Raw genomic sequence first — 20,081 nt, forward strand, 5'->3', positions numbered from 1 at the left:
TGAAAGCAGGCGCATGTTTCACCCTGAAAAATAAGGGTCGGATCGCAGGTCGCCGGTCTTCCTCCCCGTAAAAACGGGGAGAAAGTGAGGGGCGACTGGCTAGACGCGCTCGATGATGATGGCCGGCGCCATGCCGCCGGCGGCGCACATGGTGACGAGACCGCGCTTGAGGTCGCGCCGTTCGAGCTCGTCCAGCACAGTGCCGATCAGGATCGACCCGGTGGCGCCGATCGGATGGCCAAGCGCGATCGAGCCGCCGTTGACGTTGACCTTGGCCCGGTCGAGCTTGAGGTCGCGGATATATTTTTCCGCCACCACGGCGAAGGCCTCGTTGATCTCGAACAGGTCGATGTCGTCGATGGTGAGGCCGGCCCTGGCCAGCACCTTGCGCGTTGCCGGTCCCGGTGCGTTCAGCATCAGGGTCGGCGAGTCCCCCATGTTGGCCATCGCGACCACGCGGGCCCGGGCTTTGAGGCCATGGGCCTTGGCGTAAGCGGGCGAGGCCAGCAGGATCGCAGCGGCGCCGTCGACGACGCCCGAGGAGTTGCCAGCGTGATGCACGAAGTCGATGTCGAGATCAGGGTACTTTTGCAGGATCAGGCCGCGATAGGTCGTGCCCTTGTCGTCGAGCGCGTAGTCCGCGATCGCCGGAAATGCCGGCTTCAGGCTGCTGAGGCCTTCCATCGTGGTCTGCGGCCGCGGGTATTCTTCGTGGTCCAGCGCCAGGCTGCCGTCCTCGCGGTGGACCGGCACGAGGCTCTTCTTGAAGTGGCCGTTCGCGATCGCATGCGCGGCTCGCTTCTGGCTCTCCAGCCCGAGCGCGTCGACGTCCCTTCGGGTGATGCCTTCCAGCGTCGCGATCGCATCGGCGCAGACGCCCTGATGCGACTGCGGATGCCGTGCCCGCAGGCGCAGATTGCCGCCGTCCATCATCATCGGGCCGCCGCCGCGGCGTCCCTCCATCGACATCATCTCGCAGCCGCCGGCGATGACGAGATCCTCGGCACCGGCCATGATCGAGGATGCCGCCATGTTGACGCTGGTGATGCCGGAACCGCAGAAGCGGTCGAGCGTCACCGCGCTGGCACGCACGTCGTAGCCGGCATCGAGTGCCGACATGCGGCCGAGATCGCCGCTCTGCGTTGCCACCTGCGCGCTGCAGCCCCAGACGATGTCGTCGACATCGGCAGTGTCGATGCCGGTGCGGTCGGCGAGCGCGCGCAGCACGGTTGCCCCGAGCTGCTGCGGATGAATGCCCGACAGGGCTCCCTTGCCGGCCTTGCCGATGCCCCGCGGGGTCCGGCAGGCATCGATGATCAGCGCGTCAGCCATTGGCGTCGTCCTCTTGTTTATGGGTGTTGAAGACGGTTTTGAATAAGCGGGAGAGTGGAGTCAATGCACGGCGCCTTCTTCGCCTCTCCCCGCGTGCGGGGAGAGGCCGGATTTTACGCGCAGCGGAAAATCCGGGTGAGGGGGAGCTTCAGCAAGGACGGTGACAGATGGACTCGTGGAGAGAGCCCCTCACCCCTGCCCTCTCCCGTAAGAACGGGGAGAGGGAGAAGAGCTACGCCCCCGCCGCGTTCTTCGCGATCACGTTGCGGTAGAAGCTGGCGCTGAGTTTTGCCGTGCGGACCTGGGTGTCGAAATTGACGTGGTACAGCCCGAAACGCTTGTTGAGGCCATACACCCACTCGAAATTGTCCATCAGGCTCCAGAGGAAATAGCCGCGCACCGGCACGCCTTCGTCGGTGGCGCGCTGGAGCTGGGCGAGATAGTTGCGCAAATACATGATGCGGTCGGTGTCGTAGATCTTGCCGTCGGGCGACACCACATCGTCGCCGGAGGTGCCGTTCTCGCTGATATAGATCGCATCCGTCTTCCAGATCTTCGCCGCCAGCTTCGGCACCCAGTAGATCGTCTCGGGCCCGACGCGCAGCCAGTCCGAATTCATGTGCGGGAACGATTTCGGGATCGGCAGCGGCTTGAAGCCCGCGCCCTGGTCGGACGCCACCACGTAGTTCTGCGGTGCATAGATGTTCAGGCCGAGAAAGTCGACCGGCGAAGAGATGATCTTGAGCTCCGCATCGGTGTATTTCGGCGCGTTGGATCCGGCGTATTTCAGGAAGGCGTCGGTATAGCGCCCCGTCATGATGACGTTGAGATAACCGGCGTTCATCTCGCGCAGCGCGATCTCGGCGGCGCGCACGTTTTCCGGCGTGTCGAACGCAGGCGCGCAGGCATCGATGTTCTCGGCCGGCCCCACCCTGGTGCCGCGGCGGCCATGGGCGCGCACCGCCTGCACCGCGAGCCCGTGCGCCAGCGCGCTGTTGTGCCTGATCTGGTTGACGTCGGCTTGCGGCAGCTTCAAGCCCGGCGCGTCGATGCCGATGCCGTAACCGAAATAGACGAAGCGCCCGCTCTCGTTCAGCGTGAACACGTTCCTGACCCGGTCGGTGAGGTGCGCGGCGACATAGGCCGCGTAGTCGCCGAAGATCTTGCAGGTCTCGGTCGAACGCCAGCCGCCGAAACGGTCCTCGAGCGATTGCGGCAGATCCCAATGATAAAGGGTCAGCCACGGCTCGATGCCGTTCTTCAGGAGCTCGTCGACCAGACGATGGTAGAAGTCGAGCCCTTTCGGATTGGGCTTGCCGTCGCCGTCGGGAAACAGCCGCGGCCAGGCCACCGAGAAGCGATAGGCCTTGCAGCCGAGCTCCTTGATGAGGGCGATGTCCTCCTTGTAGCGGTGATAGTGCTCGTTGGCGCGGTCGCCGGTGGTGCCGTCCTCGATCTTGCCGGGGATGCGGACGAACTTGTCCCAGATCGAGGCCCCTCGCCCATCCTCCTCGACCGCGCCCTCGACCTGATAGGACGAGGTCGCCGTACCCCAGAGAAAGCCCGCAGGAAAGCCGCCTGCATTGCGCGGCGGCCGTCTCAGCTTGGCCTCGACCGCCTCAAGGGGACTCGCAATCCCGGCTGCGGACAATCCCGCCAGCGTGGCAAACCGGCGGCGCGAGACCCTTTCCATCATCGATGCTGCTCCACTTCTCTTCATTTCGGGCCGGCACAATGAACAGTTCCGGGCGATTTGAGAAGCGGGTGGATTCTAGCGTCGACTTGCTCCGATTGAACCGACCAAGACCTGCATCAGCCACTCAATGCCGGCGTCTCTCATCGCCGCCTTGGTTGCGATGGCCCGGATCGTGTCCGGTTTGCGCGCGAAAGGCAGCTCGACGAACACCAAGCCGAAACGGCGCGCGTGGTGCTCCACCAGTCGGCGCGGCAAGGCTGCGATCAGGTCAGACCCGGAAAGTTGGGCAAGCGCCATCATGAAATTCGGGACCGTCAAGGCGATGCGGCGTTGGAGGCCGCGCTTGGCCAACATGTCGTCGATGAAACCGCGCGGTTCACCGCTGAGAGAGACCAGCAGATGTTGCGATTGCGCGAAGGCCGCATGGGTTGGCGCTTTTGACAAGCGATGTCCCTTGCGCATGGCCAGCACAAACTCCTCCTCGTAGAGGCTGCGCGCCTCGAACCGCGGTGATACCGAAGGCAGCGGCAACATTGCGACGTCCAGCTCGCGTCTTTCCAGCATGTCGAGGCATTGCTGCCAAGGCTCTCCGATCGCGCCGTCGCGCGGCGCGGGCATCAGGTGGATCAACCCGATGTCTATGTGCGGCGCGGCAGCTGCGATCGATCGCAACAGCGGACCGGTAGCCGAGACCAGCACCGCATCGGGTGCGCCAATGGTGAACCTGCGGCTGCTCTTTTCGGGGTCGAACGGCGTAGCCGAGCCGAACAGCTGTTCGACGCGCGCGATGATCTCAGCCACCGGCTCCCCTAGCTCCAAGGCCCGTGCCGTTGGAACGACGCCCTTCGGGGTCCGCAGAAACAGCGGATCGTTCAGCAGAAGCCGGAGCCGGCCGAGCGCATGGCTGACGGCCGACGGTGTCAGGCTCAGCCGAGCGGCTGCGCGCGCCACATGGCGCTCTTCCAAAACCACGCGGAAGAGCACGAGGAGATTGAGGTCGATCCTGGATAAATCAATTTGGTTCAGCATGTTGCTGAAATCATATCGGTGGATTCATCGGGATCAAGGCTCCATGGATGAGCTCGCACGTCATTCGACCAGGAGCTGTGAAATGACCAGGAGACCGCCCGGAGCGAACAAACGCCCAGATTCTCAGCAGATGTCGCGGCGCTCGATGATGGCCGCTACTGCTGCAATTCCACTGTCCGTTCAGCTGTCGGCCGATGCGGCGGCTCAGAACGAGGCGGTAACGGCTCTCGTCGAGCGCGCTCGGCAGAAAAATGCCGCCTTCATGCGGGGCGACATGGATCGCTGGTCCAGGCTTGTTGGCATTGCGCCGGATTTCACGCTGATGCAGCCCTTCGGCGGCCCGGCAAGCCGTGGATTTGACGCCAGCCCCGAGCGCCTTGCTGCGCTATCGCGATACTTCAGGGAAGGCAAAACGGAACTCGAGATTTTGCAGACCTATGCATCGGACGCGCTCGTCGTTCTCGTCATGGTCGAGCGCCAGCGCGCCGAGGTGGGCGGGTTGCCGGCCCAAGACTGGTCGCTGCGCGTGACCGAAGTCTATCGCAGGGACGGCACGGATTGGCAACTCGTGCACCGTCATGCGGATCCGCTGGTCCGAAGCATCACCTTGAAACAGGCGGCGATACTCGCCCGGGGCTGGCCAGAGGAAGAATGACGAAGCGCCGCAGATGAGCTGGATTCGGCGCTGACGCGAGATCTTGTCCGACATGTGATGCTGCCCCCGCGATGGTTGTTGCAGCCCGTACAATGACGGGTCCGGGGAATTTGAGAAGCAGTGGGGCAGACGATGCAAATATGCCGAAGAGCGCCCCTGCTCCCAGGCGCTATTCAGGCTCGATGCCGAGCCCCTGGATGATCTTGCCGGACGAGACGAGCTGGTCGTCGAGGAAGCGCTTGGCGCCTGCCGCCGTCACGGCATCGCCGACACGGACATCGAAGCCGAGGGTCGGCGCGCGCTCGCGCACATCGGACGATTCCAGGGCGCGCGCAATCTCGGCGCTCAGTTTCGCGACGATGTCAGCGGGAGTATCGGCCGGGGCCATGAACATGAACCAGCCCTGGAGATCGACGCTTTGCAGCATCTCCGCAATCGCGGGAACGTCCGGCAGGGAGTCGATCCGTTTGGAACCTGCAACGGCAACAGGTCGCAGCGTACCCGCCTTGATGAAGGCCTCGGCGATCGATGCCGACTGGATCGTCACCTGGATACGTCCTGAAATGGCGTCCTGCACCGCATTCGTGGTCGTGTTGTAGGGGATGAGGACAAAACCGGTCCCGGCGCTCTTGTTGATGGCTTGAGCGATCAGGCCCGAGAGGTTGCGCGCACCGTCGACGGCGAGGCTTAGCGAACCCGGTGCCGATTTTTCCAGCTTGATCAATTCCGGCAGCGTATTGGCCTTCACCTCGGGATTGACGAGAAGGACGTGGTTGCTTTTGGCCACCATCGCGACCGGGATGAAGTCTTTCACGGGATCATAGGGGAGCTTCTTGAACGTGTAGGGATTGGTGACGAGCGCCGCCGATGTGGCGAACAGGAACGTGTAGCCATCCGGAGCCGCACGGGCGACCGCCTGTGTGCCGACAAGGTTTGCGGCACCCGGACGATTCTCGACGACGAACTGCTGCCCGAAGGTCCGCGAGAGTTTTTCGGTGATGAGGCGACACATCACGTCGGGGCTGTTGCCCGCCGGCTGAGGCACGACGACGGTCACGGGCCGCTGCGGCCACGACTGCGCGAAGGCCGGAAGAGAGCAGCAAAGCGCAACGCCGGCGAGCAGCAGACGACGGGATAATCCGGACATGGGGCGTTCCTCCCTGGAGATCCCGCTTTGCGGGCCATTTTTGGTCGTTCGCACGCCGCAGCCGTCGGCGGCAGCAATCGCTCGATCAGGTTTCGTCTGTGACGACATTCCTGAGCACGCCGAGGCGTTCGACCTCGATCTCGACGACATCGCCAGGCTTCATCCAGAGCGGCGGCTCGCGCCGCGCACCGACACCCCCCGGCGTTCCGCTGACGATGACATCCCCGGGCTCGAGGCGCGTAAACGTGGAGCAGTATTCGATCTGACGCGGGATATCGAAGATCATCTGCTTGATCAGCGCTTCCTGCATGACTTGCCCGTTGAGGCGGGTCTGGAGCTTGAGCTCTCCGAGCGGGCCGAGCTCGTCCGGCGTCATCATCCAGGGCCCGAACGCGCCGGTATCCGGAAAATTCTTGCCCGGCGTGAATTGATGGGTGTGACGCTGGAAATCGCGGATGCTGCCGTCATTGTAGCAGGAGTATCCCGCGACATGATCCATGGCATCCGCGCGGGAGATGTAACGTCCCGCCTTGCCGATGATGACCGCGAGTTCGCCTTCGAAATCGAGATCAGTCGAGACGCGCGGCCGCACGATGGGCTGCAAATGTCCGGTCTGGCTGTTGGCATAGCGCGAGAAAATGGTGGGGTGATCGACCTCAGCGCGGCCGGTCTCCTTGCGGTGGGTCTCGTAGTTCAGGCCCACGCACAGGATCTTGTCCGGGTTCGGGACGACCGGCAGCCAGGTGACCGTTGAGATCGGAACGCCGGCGACGGAGGTCTTTGCGTCCGCAACGCCGGCGAAGTCGGCGCCGATAGCGGCCTTGAGATCGGCATAGCGCGCTTTGAGTGCAGCGCCGACATCGAAAAAGGTTTCGCCTTCGACAATGCCCCAGGTGGTGCGGCCGTCGATCGCCACGGTGGCAAGCTTCACGGTATTCTCTCCATGTCAGATCGGGAATCTTGTCTTGCTCGGACGTCGCGACGACGCAACTCGATCTCGCGCAGGAGATCGCCTAGCTCGGAGGCATTGCGCACGGTTCCGAAAACGTAATGGTCTGGTCGCACGATCGCAGCGACGACACCGTGGCGGTCGAACCAGTTCGCGAGCACGCCCTCGGTCTCTTCAAGCGCATTTGGCAGACCCGCGCCGGCAGGCGCGACTGCCGCTGCCGATACGTCCGGGCGCGTGGCACAGAGCGAGAGCATGGAAGCGGCATCATCGCTGCGGCCGTCGATCAACACGCGCCAGCCGGTCCCGGTCACATCGTCCAGCAAGCGAGCGGTAGGGCCGCTCGCGATGCGCGGCTGCGGAAACAGAGTGCCACGTGCGGGCATCTCGTGCTGTGACAGGCATCCCGCGCGGAGCGGCGGAATGATTTCCTGCCGCGTCAGCAGCAGCGGCTTGCCGCCGCCGTCGGCGAGGATTTGCGCATCCCGCCGCCGGGCCGCTGCCGCATCGCGTTCGCAGATCGACTGGCCGATCGCCTTGATCTTGCCGGTCAGCTCGATGACGTGCTGCTTGCGTTCGACCGTGTAGCTGTCGAGCAGACTGTCGGAGGAGACGCCCTTGAGCACATGATCCAGCTTCCAGACCAGGTTCGTGGCGTCGCGCAGGCCCTGGCACATACCCTGGCCGATGAAGGGAGGCTGCTGATGCGCAGCATCGCCGGCGATCAGGATCCTGCCGTTGCGCCACTCGGCGGCGACGAGGGCGTGGAAACGATAGGAGGCGGCCCGCCACAATTCTCCGTCATGCGGCGTGAGCCATGGCGCGAGCAGCTTCCAGACATTGTCGGGCCGCTCCATCTGCCGCGCGTCTTCGCCTGGCAGCAGCATGATCTCCCAGCGGCGGTGCTTCTTCGGGCCGATCAGGAAGCTCACAGGGCGCGCCGGATAGCAGAACTGCGCGGAACATTGCGGCAGTCGGGCAAGCGCGTCTTCGTTCACGCGGATGTCGACCACCAGCCAGGGTTCATCGAAGATGAGGTCCTCAAGCGCGAGATCTGCGATCTGACGCACGGTGCTCGATGCGCCGTCGCAGCCGACTACGTAGTGCGCCGTCACGGAGCGGTGCTGTCCATCGCTGTTCTTCAGGCATGCTTCGACGCGATCGGGCGTTTGCACGAGACCGAGCAGCTCGACCCCGAGCTCTACCCGCACGTTGGAAAAACTGGTCGCGTGGCAGCGCAGTTCGGCCTCGACCGCGGGCTGGCTGAACACCATGCTCGGCGTGTAGCCAAGCGGATAGGGCTTTGCGACCATGTCGATTCGCCGGATCAGCTGGCCGTCGACGCCAAAATGCTCCGATGCGGTGAAAGGCTCGATATGGGGCGAGATCGCATCAGTGAGGCCCATATTGTCGAAGTGACGGAAAATCTCGTGATCGAGCGCGATCGCGCGCGGCTTGTCATACACATCGGTCAGCCGGTCAATGACCAGCGTGCGATGACCAAGGCCGCCGAGCAGGCCTGCGGCAACGGCGCCGGTCGGCCCGAAGCCGACGACGAGCACGTCGTAGTCGATGGCGCCGGCCGTATCCGTCATGTGCGCGCCGTCGCGAAGGGAACGGCGATCTGCGCCGTTTTGCAGGCGTCAGACTTGGGCGGAGCGATGCCCCATTGATCGGTTCGTCCCGGAGGCCAGACCCAATCGCTCGGCCCCTTCGCGACGTAGCTGTCGTCGATCTGCAAGACTTCGGCCGTGTATTCAATGACGCTACCAGCCGGATCGACGAAATAGGCGAACACGTTGTCGCCCGGACCGTGGCGGCCAACGCCCCAGCCGATCGGATAGCCATGATCGATCATGCGGCCGGAGGCACGCATGACGGACTCGAGATCAGGCATGAGGAAAGCCACGTGATTGAGGCCGTTGCGAGGAGCCTCCGCAAGCACGACCGCGTGGTGATCGCTGTTGCAGCACAGGAACGCCATCAGCTTGGATCGATCCGACAGCCGGAATCCCAAGGTCTCCTGGTAGAAGGCCGAAAGCTTTTCAATGCCGGCGCTGTTGATGTTGACATGCGCCAGCCGCTCGGGGCGATCCGCGATCACGCGCGCCGGCTTGGTACGGTCGCCATGAACGAACTCGATGACGCATCCCTGCGCTTCGCGAACCACGAAACTTGTCCCGCCTGACGGCGCAGGCGACGGCGCGGGTGAGCTGATCATCTCACAGCCGGCCTGCCGCGCACGCCCGAACAAGTGGTGCAGATCGTCGTGCGAGCGGGTGCGGAAGCTGATCTTGCGGAGTGACGTCGTCTCGCCCGGCGTGAGCTCGAGGACGTGGAAGTCGCTGCCCGTCGCGGCAAGGTACACCGTGTCGCCCGCTTCCGCCGCGACGTCGAGGCCCCAGACCTTGCTGTAGAACTCGACCGAGCCGGCAAGCTGCGGCGTCGTGATTTCGACGCTGCGCAGGGCCGTTACCGGAAAGGCGGACATTGGGCTTCCTTACCAAGGAACGCGAACGTCTCCCTCCTTAATATGTATAAAGTTCCAGGTAAAGCAAAAATTTATAAATAATTGGCGCGAGCCGTGCTAATGTACATAAGTGCTGGAGATTCTGATGGGATGCCCATGAGCACTGACGGCCAACCGGCCACGCTGGCCACCACGATCTACGCACGCCTCAAGGCCGACATCCTGACGACGCGGCTCGAGCCCGGTCGCAAACTCCAGTCGCGCTTCCTGATGGAGCAGTACAATGTCGGGCAGACCCCGCTGCGCGAGGCGCTCAACCGCCTGACCAGCGAAGAGTTCGTCGTCGGCATGGAGCAACGCGGCTTCTACGTGAAGGAGGTCAGCAAGGAGGAGTTGCAGGAGCTGACCAAGACGCGATGCTGGGTGGAAGGCCTGGCGCTCCGCGAGTCCATGCAGAATGCGACCCAGACCTGGGAAGAGGCTCTGCTGGTTGCGCATCACAGGCTTGATCGTACGGCGCGCTCGCTCAAGCACGACACGTTCGAGGACAATCCGGATTGGGAGAAGGTGCACCGTGCCTTCCACACGACGCTGATCGGTCTTTGCGGCTCACGGCCGCTGCTCGGCTTCTGCGAGCAACTCGCCGACCGGCTCTATCGGTATCGCATGATGTCGATTGCGAAGGCCTATCCGGCACGCAAGGTCGGTGCCGAGCACACCGATATCCTTCAGGCGGTTCTCGGCAGGGACAGTGAGCGGGCCGTGCATCTGCTTCAGCAGCACTATCAGCGTACGGCCGACGTCATCTATTCCGATCTCGACGGATTGCTGGCGTAGCTTCGCATCAGGGACATGGCTCCCTCGTTCAGCGCGAGCGCTTCGGCAACGGATCACGCGGCGTGCATCAGGATCATGAACCGGTCTTCGGTCTACAGAACAGATCGAAGGCTGAGCCGAACACGTTATGTCCGTCCGGACAATTGATTCCGGCGAAACCGCCATTGGCAAACGCCATCACGCCGAAGAAGATGAGCAGGCCGGCCATGACGGCAAGTCCGAGGGTGCCTCCCTTGATCAACCGCACCCACCTGGCCCACTTTTCCTGCCGAGCGATGAAGTCTCCCAGCATCGTGATCGACAGGTGAACGGCCGCCGTGATCGCCAAAGCAATCAGGCTGACATTGCGAGCACCCGACGCCCCGATCAACGCGGTAATGCCGAAGAACAGGAATTCCACAACGTACAGCAGCCCGAGCCAGTAGCAGAACACGGCTCGACCAAGGCTGCCCGGCGTCGAGATCGTGAGCAGGGTCTGAACCGCGCGACCGGCCCTTGTGACCCACATCATCCAGCTTCGCTGTCCCCGACGGTGCTGTTCCGCCTGCTCGAGGATCTGTCCGGTAATGGTCAAGGCGCGTGAGCCGGTCCGCAGCGCGACCTCGGTGCTGGGCCTGCGGTTGACGCTGTAGTACTCGCGCACATAGTTGAGCATGCCCTGGTCGCCCAGCACCTCTTTCAGCGCCTGAGCGATCTGCGTGCGGCGCTGACCGCCCGCGGTCAGCGCCAGTTTTTGCCATAAGGCATCGAAGGCGCCTTCGAGCGTTTCATTCTTCTGCTCCGCCAGCGCCTTTGTGAAGCCGTCAACCAATTGGTCGTAACTATCCGGCTTCATCTCCTCGCGTATGATCGTACATTGCGCCTCCTTGAGGAGAGCGTCTCTGATCACCTTGTCCTCGGCGGCAGGAAACAGGGTTGCCAGTATCCGCTCGCAACCGTCCAGCCGGCCCCACATGATGTCGTTGCGCCGCCACTGCTCGTCGAGAAAGGCGCCGAAGTGGAGCACGGCAACGCCGGCGAGCTTGTGTCGCAGGCCATTGCGTTCGTCGATCAGGCTGGTGGCATCCTCCGGGCTGACCCGAACGATCTCGACGGTCGAAGGCTCGCCGGTACCTGTATCGTAGTAGAGCGGGAAGCTCGCCTGATCGTACTCGTCGAACCTCATGAAATATTCGGCCAGGAATTCGCGGAGCGCCGTCCCCTCCGGGGTGTTGAGCGCATCGACGTCCTCTGGCAAGGCCACCTTGGCGACCGCGACGCGGACCTTGGGGCCGCCTTCGTCGCTCTCCTCGCAGGCATGAAGCTCCGGGTTTCCAAGCAGGGCCTGGGGAAGCGGCATCTGGCCGCGCGGCGCCATGCCGATCACCGGCGCGTAACCGTCTTTCAACGCGCGAATGTCGCCCTCGAGCGCGACCTGAAGCTGCGTCTCGACGGCCCTCGTATATTGGAAGAGCATCTTGGCGTTGGCGAAGACGTTCTCCTGAAGCGTCCGCAGCGGACTCGGAGGCGGCAGGTCGCTCGGAAGCGGCACGGGCGTACCGGACTTGGTCGTCAACGCCTTCAATTTGGGATCCGGCTTCTGGCCAAGAATCACACGAAGGGTCTGGATCAATTCTTCATGACATGCCGACCTGCACCCGTTCTCCGGGGGCTTCAACTGCCAGGTCACGCAACGGAGCTGGGCGATGGCTTCTCCGAGCCCGCCGGCGAGGCTGTTCAACGCAGCGAGGAGCGCCAGCGTGTCCATTCGCCGATGGGACACGTGCCTGTCCCACCGTTCCATGAGATGTGTTTCAGCATCCGACCAGGCGTTCCCGGCGCCAGGCAGCTCCGGCTTGATGAAAAGACTTCGAAGCTGATGCACCTTGCGCAGGATAAACCCGGTGCGCCTGAGCCGATACTTGACGTCGTAATCGTCCAGAAAGGCGTTGACCGACTCGGTACGACCCTTGGCGTCTTTCTCGTATTCGTAGAAATTCTCCTCGCGCCAGGCTCGCGCCAACGCGCGCAACGCGTAAAATTGGTCGGAGCGGCGGTCGATGCCCCACCAGACGGCCAATCGATCGGCGATATCGTCCGTGACGGTCATCAGCCGGAGATGACGGTATGGCAGAAACGCGACGCCGTAATAATCGACCATATGGCGCATGTCGCGCGACCGCCAGGCAGGCACCTTGCCGTCCCCGTCGAGCACGATGCGCGCGAAGGGGTCATCGTTGCGCGCTTCGATGTCGACTTCGACCTGACGCACAATCCGCTCGACCCGCTCGATGCGCCTGTTGCGCGCCAACACCGCTTCGATGTCCTCGCGGATCGTCTCATCCTGCGGGATTGTCAGCATGGCCGAGAGCGCATTGGCGAGCGCATCGGGTTTTTGGCTCGCGCTTCCCTGCTCGGTCTCGGGATGAGCGGGGGTCGGCTCGACATAGATCAGCTTGCGTTCCATCGGTAGGCTGCCGAGTCGCCATGACAGCGCATCGACGACGTAGCTGAACGGCTTGTTGTCGAGATAGCCTCCGTCGCCGAACGCGCGCTTGCGCCAACCGTCACCGTCCAGGTCCGCGATCGACAGCCCCGTGAAGAACGGCTTCCAGGCGTCGAAATTCACGCTCCCGACGGTCTGGCGCGCGTCGCACAAGCGCTGCGCGTCGGATACGGACATCGGTTCGAATGCGAATGGGAAGGATGACGTGCAACGCGCCGCAAACGCAAGGAACGGGGCGAAACTTTCGGTGAAATGGTTCTCGCCCCCGGCGGCATATTGGAAGTGATAGACCTGCTTGTAGCGCTGCTCATAGACGACCTTGTCGAACAGCCGCAACGGCACGACTGCGCCTCGAATGTCCGTCGTCGTGACGTACAGATCCAGTTCGTCGACCAGTTGAGACTCGCCCCTAGCCGTCGGCGCGACCCTCCCCTCTCTCTCCTTCTCCATTTTCTCGAAGGCATCGAGAAGCTTGACGTACATCCGATCGCTGTTCAGGAGCGACTGCGGCGCAGAACCGGTCTTGGCGAACTCCAGCCCCTCGTAGGAGGCGTTGTCGTTGAGCAGACGATTGATATCGCCCTCCTCGATCCACAACGTCTTCAATGGAGCGAACTTCTGTCCGCTGACGAGAGCTTTTGCGAGGAAAATGCCGTTGATGCCGCCAGCGGAGGTGCCCGCGAGCGAATCCACCACGAAGCGTGTGCGTTGCCCAGTCGGCAGAGTGGCCATGTCGGCGAACGGGTCACGCCCGCCGATGTTCAGATGCTCGAGATAGCGGGCGCGCAAGTTCTCGTCGCGCAACAGCCATGACGCCTTTCGGTAGACCTCGCGCGTCCCGCGAAGATTCAGGTCGTCATGCTCCTTCGGCGTCGCGCACGCCATCTCGTAGAGCTCATTCGTAACTCCGTTGATGTAGATCGCGAGCGAAACGCCACCATACATCACGATGCCGAAGCGGATCTCCCGCGAATAGAGATTATCCCCCACCCTGGGGTGACAAGCCGCAGCAACTTCCATCGCCCGCCTCGTTCAAAAAATCTTCACGCAATTCGTCGAAGCGAGGCCACCCATGGCGGCTCGCAACGTTCCCGCTAATCGGTCAGCAGCTCATTGTGCCCTTGCCACGACGCCACTGAAATTGCGCCGGGCTCCTGCACGCACACCATCGAGGTCATGCCCTCGAAATCACGATCGAAACATATGGACGCAAAATCGAACCGGCGTGGCTTGGTCCTCGTACGAACCTGCCACCCATCGCAACGGCTGTATTATGATCTATCGGCAACCATTGATACAAGCCTATCCAGGCCTGATTGCGACAATTTCCGCTGAACCTGCCTGAGACAATTTGCCCGACCGTTGGCACGCGGCGGTGCCGGATCGGAGTTCACGATCGTCATGGCTGGGCCGAAGAAGCAGCACGTACAATGCGGACCGGCGCGGCGGCCCCTCGTTCAGCGCAAGCGCTTCGGCAATTTCGGCAGCTTGTCGGGATTGAATGCCGGCATCTGCCCTGGTGCTTCAGGTGCGGGCGGCTGTTGTTCCGTGCGGATGAGCGTTCCGTGGAGGATCATGCCCGGCGCCTGAGGTGCCGTCGCGGTGTAGGTCGCGATCCTGCCAGGGCAGCTTCCTTCGATCGTCAGCGTCAGCTCGTCATCGTTGCCGAACACGGTGGCGCGACCGTCGGTATGGCGCCTCGTCGACACGATAGCGGTGAAGCGATCTCCATCGATCTGGCAGGTGCCGTGATAGGTCATCAGGCTGTCACGGCCCCAGATCTGGCCGTCTGCGACATGGACGATCCCGGTACCCTGGTCGATCGGCGTCTTGTACCAAGCCGCGTAGGTGCCGTCCTTCAACATGGGAGCAGCCTCCCCTGGTATTCCCACGCCGACAATTGGCACCATTAGCGCCAACAAACGGTTAATGACCGGGCCCGTGCCAATCCGGTCTTTCCTTGCGCAGCTCGGCCTCGAGCTCCTCGATGATGCTGTGAAGCAGATGCACGGCAAGCGGGTCGGTCACCTCGCGCTCCAGATGCCGGTATCGCGCGATCAAAAATTCCTGCTCTCTCAACTGGTGCTCTGTCATCGGACGGGCCCTCCGACACATCGACGCACAGACGATCAAGCAGTTTCGTTAAAGTTTTCAGATCATTTGCTATGGTTTCTGACCGGTTAAGAGGCCCGCGCCGCCGACCTTCGCCCGCGGGCCTGCAACGATCGCCCGCCGTCATCCAGCGTGCCTTTGAAACCGCGCTCGGCTGGAGCAGGATCAGGCAAAGCACAACCGTTTCGGGCAAGACCCGGTGCCTCGGCCCCGCATAGAACCCGCGCCAACCCGTACAAGTACGGGCCCCTGATCTCAGGCAGCAGGCGATCGGAAGGAGCCACGCAATGACCGGGAGCACCGCATCCAGGCACAATCCCTCGCCCAATGGCCGGCCACCCGTCCCTGGCGCACACCCCGCCGATGTCGCGATTTCCGAGCGGCGCGCCGCCGGATCGGAGATGGCGCGGGTGCTCAGGACCGAACCGACCCGCATGGCCTTGGACGCCTCCGGCGCCGGCATCGCGCACTGGAATCACGACCCATTGCACGACGTCGTCGAGCCCATGAGCCACCACGTGATCATGGCGTATAACGGCGTGATACAGCGCATGGAGCGCCGGACGGGAAAATCGGTTTCGATCGGGACGTTTCGCCCCGGAGTCGTGATCATCATTCCGGAAGGATCGAGCTCCCGATGGGACATTCCGAAGCCGGTCGATGTCGTTCAGCTCTACCTTCCGAATGCGACACTGAAGCGCGTCGCCGGCGAAGCCGGAATCGCAGGGGCGACCGACCTGCTGGAGCGGACGGCGCACCCTGACCCCATCACATCGAGACTGCTGTTGAGCGCAGCGGATGCACTCGAAGGCAACGGGGTCCTGGATTCGCTGTTCCGGCATCAGGTGACGGATCTTCTCGCCACCCGCGTCCTGGCGGCGCACACGGGCACGCGGGCCACGTTCCAACCGGCCATGGGCGGGCTGGCGCCGAAGGTCCTGCTCCGCGCGGTCGAACGGTTGCGCTCGGACGGCGATGCGGACGTCTCGCTCGATGCGCTGGCATCCGATGCCGGCCTCTCGCGCTTCCACTTCTGCCGCGCCTTCAAGGAGAGCACCGGGCTCTCGCCCCATGCCTGGCTGCGCCAACACCGGCTCGAGCAGGCCATGCACAAGCTGCGGGAGAGCGACGAGCCGATCGTCTCGATCGCTGCCGCGCTCGGCTATTCCTCGCAGACGGCGTTCGCGGCGGCGTTCAGGAAGCTGACCGGCGAGACGCCGAGCGATTGGCGCAGGCGCATGCGCTAGCAGCAATCGCTCGATAGCGACAGCAATCGCGCTGGGGCAGCGGCACACCCGATCGGTTAGACCATCATCATGTCCAATCCCACGACGGAGACAGATGATGATCTGGAAAGATGTCGTCCAGCGGCTGGCAACCACTTCATCACGCAAGGGTCTGGCGACCGCAATCGTGTACGGCCTTTCGCTGACTGTCCGCTTCACTTCAGCCGCCGGTGACGAGGCCGACATACAACGCGCTCATCCGGCGCTGTCTGTCGTGACCGGGGACGGGCCCCGCCTTCTCCATCAGGACTGGGGCCGCAAGCCGCCCTCCATCGTCTTTCGTCAGGGCTGGCCGCGGAGCTCGCAGTCGTCCAGCTGCCCCTTCCATTAAGCGCGCGCAAGTCCGCTTCAACCCTTGGCGCCGTTGCTGACCGCAACAGAGCCTGCCGCGAACCCGTAGCCGCGGCGGCAACGCGCCGTCGTGTCCAGGAAGATCAACCAGAGGAGACCACCAATGCGACTAGTCATCATCGGCGCCGGCTTCGCCGGCATGTATGCCGCTCTATCCGCTGCCCGCCTGCGTGACATCCAGGGAGTCTCGCCCGACGAACTCGAAATCGCGCTGGTCGGGCCCGAGCCGACGCTGGTCGTCCGCCCGCGGCTATACGAACAACATCCCGAAACCTTGACGGCACCGCTGCTCGATGTGCTCAAGGCGATCGACGTCACCTATGTTCAGGGCAGCGTCGACACGGTGGAAACCCAATCCCGCATAGTGAGGATCGCCACGGCGAAGGGCACCAAGAAGATGCTCACTTACGATCGCCTCGTGGTCGCCACCGGCAGCCGGCTGTTCCGCCCGAACATTCCGGGCCTCGCCGAGCACGGCTTCAGCGTCGATTCGCTCGACGATGCGATTGCGCTCGACAGGCATCTTCATGGCCTCGCCAAGCGGCCGGCCGTGAACGGACGCGACACGGTCGTCGTCGCCGGCGGCGGCTTCACCGGCATCGAGGCGGCCACCGAAATGCCGGCGCGGCTTCGCGCCGTCCTCGGACCGGATGCAAAGACCCGCGTCATCATCGTCGAGCGCAACAGCGCGATTGCACCCGACATGGGCGAAGGTCCGCGGCCGGTCATCGAGAGCGCACTCCAGAAGCTCGGCGTGGAAACCCGCCTCGGCGCCGGGGTGGCCTCGCTCGATGCGTCCGGCGTGACCTTGTCCAACGGTGAACACATCGAAACCGAGACCGTGATCTGGGCGGCGGGGATTCGTGCGGCCCCTTTGACGAGCCAGATTCCCGCCGAGCGCGACAATTTCGGCCGGTTGCTGGTCGACCCCTGTTTGCGGGTGCCAGGCGTCGAGGGCGTCTTCGCAACCGGCGATGCGGCCCGTGCCGCCTGCGACGACGAGGGCAATTACGCGCTGATGTCGTGCCAGCACGCCACGCGGATGGGCGCCTTTGCCGGCAACAATGCCGCCGCCGAGCTGCTCGGCGTTCCGACCAGGCCGTACCACCAGAGGGCCTACGTCACCTGTCTCGATCTCGGCGAAGCCGGCGCACTGTTCACGCGCGGCTGGGAGCGCAAGGTCGAGATGGTCGGCGACGTCGCCAAGAAGACGAAGCGGGAGATCAACACCGTCTGGATTTATCCGCCGAAGGCCGAACGCGCCGCCGCGCTCGCATCGGCCGATCCGGAACGCGTGACCAGCCTCTAACGCACGACACCATGACGGCCGCGCTCCCTGGCTGCGCGGCCTGATCAACAAGATCAGCCAGCAGCATGAAACAGGAGAACAACATGAACCTCCACAACACCTCATACGCCGCGAAACCCGAAGAGCTCGTGCCGTCGCGCTACGCGCTCAAGATCGGTGAGATCGACGTGCTCGTGGTCAGCGACGGCGTTCTGCCGCTGCCGACCACCATGTTGGCGCACAACGCCGCCCCGGCCGATCGGGCCGCCTGGCTGCGTGACATGTTCCTGCCGCCCGACGCTTTCGACTGGGCACTGAATGCGGTCATGGTGCGAAGCGGCGGCAAGACCATTCTCATTGACGCCGGCCTTGGCTCCGACCCGAACTTGCACTTGCCGCGGGCCGGGCAGTTGATCAAGCGACTGGAGGCTGCCGGCATCGATCTTTCCTCCGTGACCGATCTGGTGCTCACCCACATGCACATGGACCACATCGGCGGGCTGCTCGTCGACGGTGTGAAGCAGCGGCTGCGCCCGGACCTGCGGATCCACGTCGCGGCGGCGGAGGTCAAGTTCTGGGAAGCACCTGATTTCTCTCACACCAACATGCCTCAGGGCTTCCCCGATGCGCTGCGGGCGACCGCCAAGCAGTTCGTGAAAGCCTATGGCAGTCAGCTCAGGCCGTTCGATGAGGCGCACGAGGTTGCGCCGGGCGTCGTCGCACGGCGCACCGGCGGTCACACTCCCGGGCACAGCGTGGTTCGCATCGCGTCCGGCGGCGAGGCGCTGACGTTTGCCGGCGACGCCGTGTTCGCCGTCGGGTTCGACCAGCCCGACTGGCACAACGGTTTCGAACACGATCCCGAGGAGGCTGCGCGCGTGCGTACCCGTCTTCTGCGGGAGCTTGCCAAGACTGGCGAGATGCTGGTGGCCACGCACCTGCCGTTCCCGTCGGTCGGACGGGTCGCGGCGGATGGCGACGCCTTCCGCTGGGTGCCGGTGTTCTGGGACTACTGAGCCGAGTGGACGCTGCGCTTCCTTCTCCTCCTTTGGGAGGAGGAGGCGTCAGCGCCTGCTGCAACTCAGAACGTCACCCGCGTCCCAGCGTCGAATGCCCTTGGCCGTGCCGGGCCGACCGAGCGCGGACCTTACTTGATAACGCAGTCTGATTTTGCATGTGGTGAGCCATTGGCGAGCGCATGCCGCCTCATCTCGTGAGGCACGACATCACCTCAGCGCCGAGGTTGGCGTCCGGACCGTTGCTTCCAATTGCGCGCCCCGCGGGCTTCTGCTAGCTTGAGGTACGTGCCTCATTTCACCTCGCCGGCCGGGTCGGTGACCCGCCTCTGCCGCAACGATGCGGGTGGCGGCCGATTGCCGCGCCGCCGGGGGTGAGGCATGCGCCCAATCTGGGCTCAAGCAGAGTTGGCCATCGAAAACGGCCGACCGCCTTAGGGGAGGATGATATGCAGCGTCTCTTGGTTGCAGGTGCGTCTATTGCCTTCGCGATTGCAGCGGGGTTCGGCTCGGCCGATGCGGCGGACAAGAAGGTTCTGGCCTTCGTCGTCAATGGCGCATCCGACTTCTGGAAGATCGCCGAGGCCGGGATGAAGAAGGCGCAGGGCGAGTTGCCCAACTACGAGCTCCAGTTCAAATATCCGGAACAGGCTGCGGCCGCCGTGCAGCAGCGCGTGATGGACGACCTCGTCGCCGCCGGTGCCGCCGGCATCATGGTCAGCGCGGTCGATCCGAAGAACCAGACCGAGCACCTCAACAAGGTTGCGTCCCAGACGGTGCTGTTCACCACCGACAGCGACGCGCCGCAATCCAAGCGCGTGGCCTATATCGGCTCTTCCAACACCGACCTCGGCAAGGAGGCAGGAAAGCTGATGGTCAAGGCGCTGCCGAACGGCGGCAAATGCGTCGGCTTCGTCGGCCTGCCCGGCGCCGACAATGCGCGCGAGCGCATCGAGGGCGTGAAGGAGACGATCAAGGGCTCGAAGGTCGAGCTCGTCGACGTTCGCGGCGACGAGATCGACCAGACCCGCGCCAAGCGCAATGTCGAGGACATCCTCGCGGCCATGCCCGATGTGAGCTGCCTCGTCGGCTTCTACTCCTACAATACGCCGCGGATCTACGAGGTGCTCAAGGAGGCCGGCAAGCTCGACAAGATCAAGATCATCGGCTTTGACGAGGATCCGATCACGCTCGGCGGCGTCAAGGAAGGCAGCATCGTCGGCACGGTGGTGCAGCAGCCGTTCGAGTGGGGCTATCAGGGCATGAAGCTGATGGCGAACTACATCGGCGGCAACAAGTCCGGCATTCCGGCCAACGGCATCATCATCGTGCCCGGCAAGGTCATCGAAAAGGCGAATGTCGACGAGTTCATGGCCTCGATGAAGCAGATGCTGAAAAAGTAGGAGATATCCGCGCTGCCCGCCGCGC

At 63.6% G+C, this 20,081-nt stretch carries 17 protein-coding genes; 7 read left to right on the forward strand and 10 right to left on the reverse strand.

Annotated elements, in window-relative coordinates; translation table 11 throughout:
* Positions 1-99: 99 nt before the first annotated feature.
* From AB7M16_RS09220 to AB7M16_RS09230, 3 genes are all read right to left on the reverse strand, one after another.
* A complete protein-coding gene (locus AB7M16_RS09220; protein ID WP_260380141.1) occupies positions 100-1,332 on the reverse strand; it encodes an acetyl-CoA C-acetyltransferase in 1,233 nt (410 codons plus the stop codon).
* A gap of 232 nt (positions 1,333-1,564) precedes the next feature.
* Positions 1,565-3,028, reverse strand: coding sequence for a GH1 family beta-glucosidase (locus tag AB7M16_RS09225; protein WP_453943710.1), 1,464 nt, complete (start codon positions 3,026-3,028; stop codon positions 1,565-1,567).
* A 75-nt stretch (positions 3,029-3,103) separates the two neighbouring features.
* Entirely contained in the window at positions 3,104-4,057 is a 954-nt protein-coding gene (locus tag AB7M16_RS09230) for a LysR family transcriptional regulator (RefSeq protein ID WP_453943711.1), read from the reverse strand.
* 82 nt (positions 4,058-4,139) lie between these two features.
* Between AB7M16_RS09230 and AB7M16_RS09235 the strand changes: the two genes are divergently transcribed.
* On the forward strand, positions 4,140-4,712 hold the full coding sequence (locus tag AB7M16_RS09235) for a YybH family protein (RefSeq protein ID WP_453943712.1): 573 nt from the start codon (positions 4,140-4,142) through the stop codon (positions 4,710-4,712).
* A 169-nt stretch (positions 4,713-4,881) separates the two neighbouring features.
* Here AB7M16_RS09235 and AB7M16_RS09240 read toward each other — a convergent pair whose 3' ends face one another.
* From AB7M16_RS09240 to AB7M16_RS09255, 4 genes are all read right to left on the reverse strand, one after another.
* The gene (locus AB7M16_RS09240; protein ID WP_453943713.1) at positions 4,882-5,859 is read right to left on the reverse strand and encodes a Bug family tripartite tricarboxylate transporter substrate binding protein; all 978 of its coding nucleotides are present in this window, start codon (positions 5,857-5,859) and stop codon (positions 4,882-4,884) included.
* Between the two features lie 85 nt (positions 5,860-5,944).
* A complete protein-coding gene (locus tag AB7M16_RS09245; RefSeq protein WP_453943714.1) occupies positions 5,945-6,790 on the reverse strand; it encodes a fumarylacetoacetate hydrolase family protein in 846 nt (281 codons plus the stop codon).
* Positions 6,787-8,403, reverse strand: coding sequence for a bifunctional 3-(3-hydroxy-phenyl)propionate/3-hydroxycinnamic acid hydroxylase (locus tag AB7M16_RS09250; protein ID WP_453943715.1), 1,617 nt, complete (start codon positions 8,401-8,403; stop codon positions 6,787-6,789). Before AB7M16_RS09250 ends, AB7M16_RS09245 begins: the two co-directional genes overlap by 4 nt.
* Positions 8,400-9,299, reverse strand: coding sequence for a VOC family protein (locus tag AB7M16_RS09255; protein ID WP_453943716.1), 900 nt, complete (start codon positions 9,297-9,299; stop codon positions 8,400-8,402). The genes AB7M16_RS09250 and AB7M16_RS09255 overlap by 4 nt, the downstream gene beginning before the upstream one ends.
* Before the next feature lie 135 nt (positions 9,300-9,434).
* Here AB7M16_RS09255 and AB7M16_RS09260 point away from each other — a divergent pair, with 135 nt between their 5' ends.
* A complete protein-coding gene (locus tag AB7M16_RS09260) occupies positions 9,435-10,115 on the forward strand; it encodes a GntR family transcriptional regulator (RefSeq protein WP_246570757.1) in 681 nt (226 codons plus the stop codon).
* Positions 10,116-10,188: 73 nt separating this feature from the next.
* Here AB7M16_RS09260 and AB7M16_RS09265 read toward each other — a convergent pair whose 3' ends face one another.
* The 3 genes from AB7M16_RS09265 to AB7M16_RS09275 all read right to left on the reverse strand — a co-directional run bounded on the left by AB7M16_RS09265 (position 10,189) and on the right by AB7M16_RS09275 (position 14,694).
* On the reverse strand, positions 10,189-13,620 hold the full coding sequence (locus AB7M16_RS09265) for a patatin-like protein (RefSeq protein WP_453943717.1): 3,432 nt from the start codon (positions 13,618-13,620) through the stop codon (positions 10,189-10,191).
* Positions 13,621-14,057: 437 nt separating this feature from the next.
* Positions 14,058-14,465: a hypothetical protein gene (locus tag AB7M16_RS09270; protein WP_453943718.1), complete on the reverse strand. Its 408-nt coding sequence runs from the start codon at positions 14,463-14,465 to the stop codon at positions 14,058-14,060.
* A 61-nt stretch (positions 14,466-14,526) separates the two neighbouring features.
* Positions 14,527-14,694: a hypothetical protein gene (locus tag AB7M16_RS09275; protein ID WP_172785547.1), complete on the reverse strand. Its 168-nt coding sequence runs from the start codon at positions 14,692-14,694 to the stop codon at positions 14,527-14,529.
* A gap of 305 nt (positions 14,695-14,999) precedes the next feature.
* Between AB7M16_RS09275 and AB7M16_RS09280 the strand changes: the two genes are divergently transcribed.
* From AB7M16_RS09280 to AB7M16_RS09300, 5 genes are all read left to right on the forward strand, one after another.
* Positions 15,000-15,959, forward strand: a complete 960-nt coding sequence (locus AB7M16_RS09280; RefSeq protein WP_453943719.1) for a helix-turn-helix domain-containing protein — start codon at positions 15,000-15,002, stop codon at positions 15,957-15,959.
* A 97-nt stretch (positions 15,960-16,056) separates the two neighbouring features.
* Positions 16,057-16,329, forward strand: a complete 273-nt coding sequence (locus AB7M16_RS09285) for a hypothetical protein (RefSeq protein ID WP_260380152.1) — start codon at positions 16,057-16,059, stop codon at positions 16,327-16,329.
* Between the two features lie 123 nt (positions 16,330-16,452).
* A complete protein-coding gene (locus tag AB7M16_RS09290; protein WP_453943720.1) occupies positions 16,453-17,658 on the forward strand; it encodes an NAD(P)/FAD-dependent oxidoreductase in 1,206 nt (401 codons plus the stop codon).
* An 83-nt stretch (positions 17,659-17,741) separates the two neighbouring features.
* Positions 17,742-18,653: an MBL fold metallo-hydrolase gene (locus AB7M16_RS09295; RefSeq protein ID WP_453943721.1), complete on the forward strand. Its 912-nt coding sequence runs from the start codon at positions 17,742-17,744 to the stop codon at positions 18,651-18,653.
* A gap of 449 nt (positions 18,654-19,102) precedes the next feature.
* Positions 19,103-20,056: a sugar-binding protein gene (locus AB7M16_RS09300; RefSeq protein WP_172785552.1), complete on the forward strand. Its 954-nt coding sequence runs from the start codon at positions 19,103-19,105 to the stop codon at positions 20,054-20,056.
* Positions 20,057-20,081 lie beyond the last annotated feature (25 nt).

The sequence above is a fragment of the Bradyrhizobium sp. USDA 372 genome (assembly GCF_053629095.1).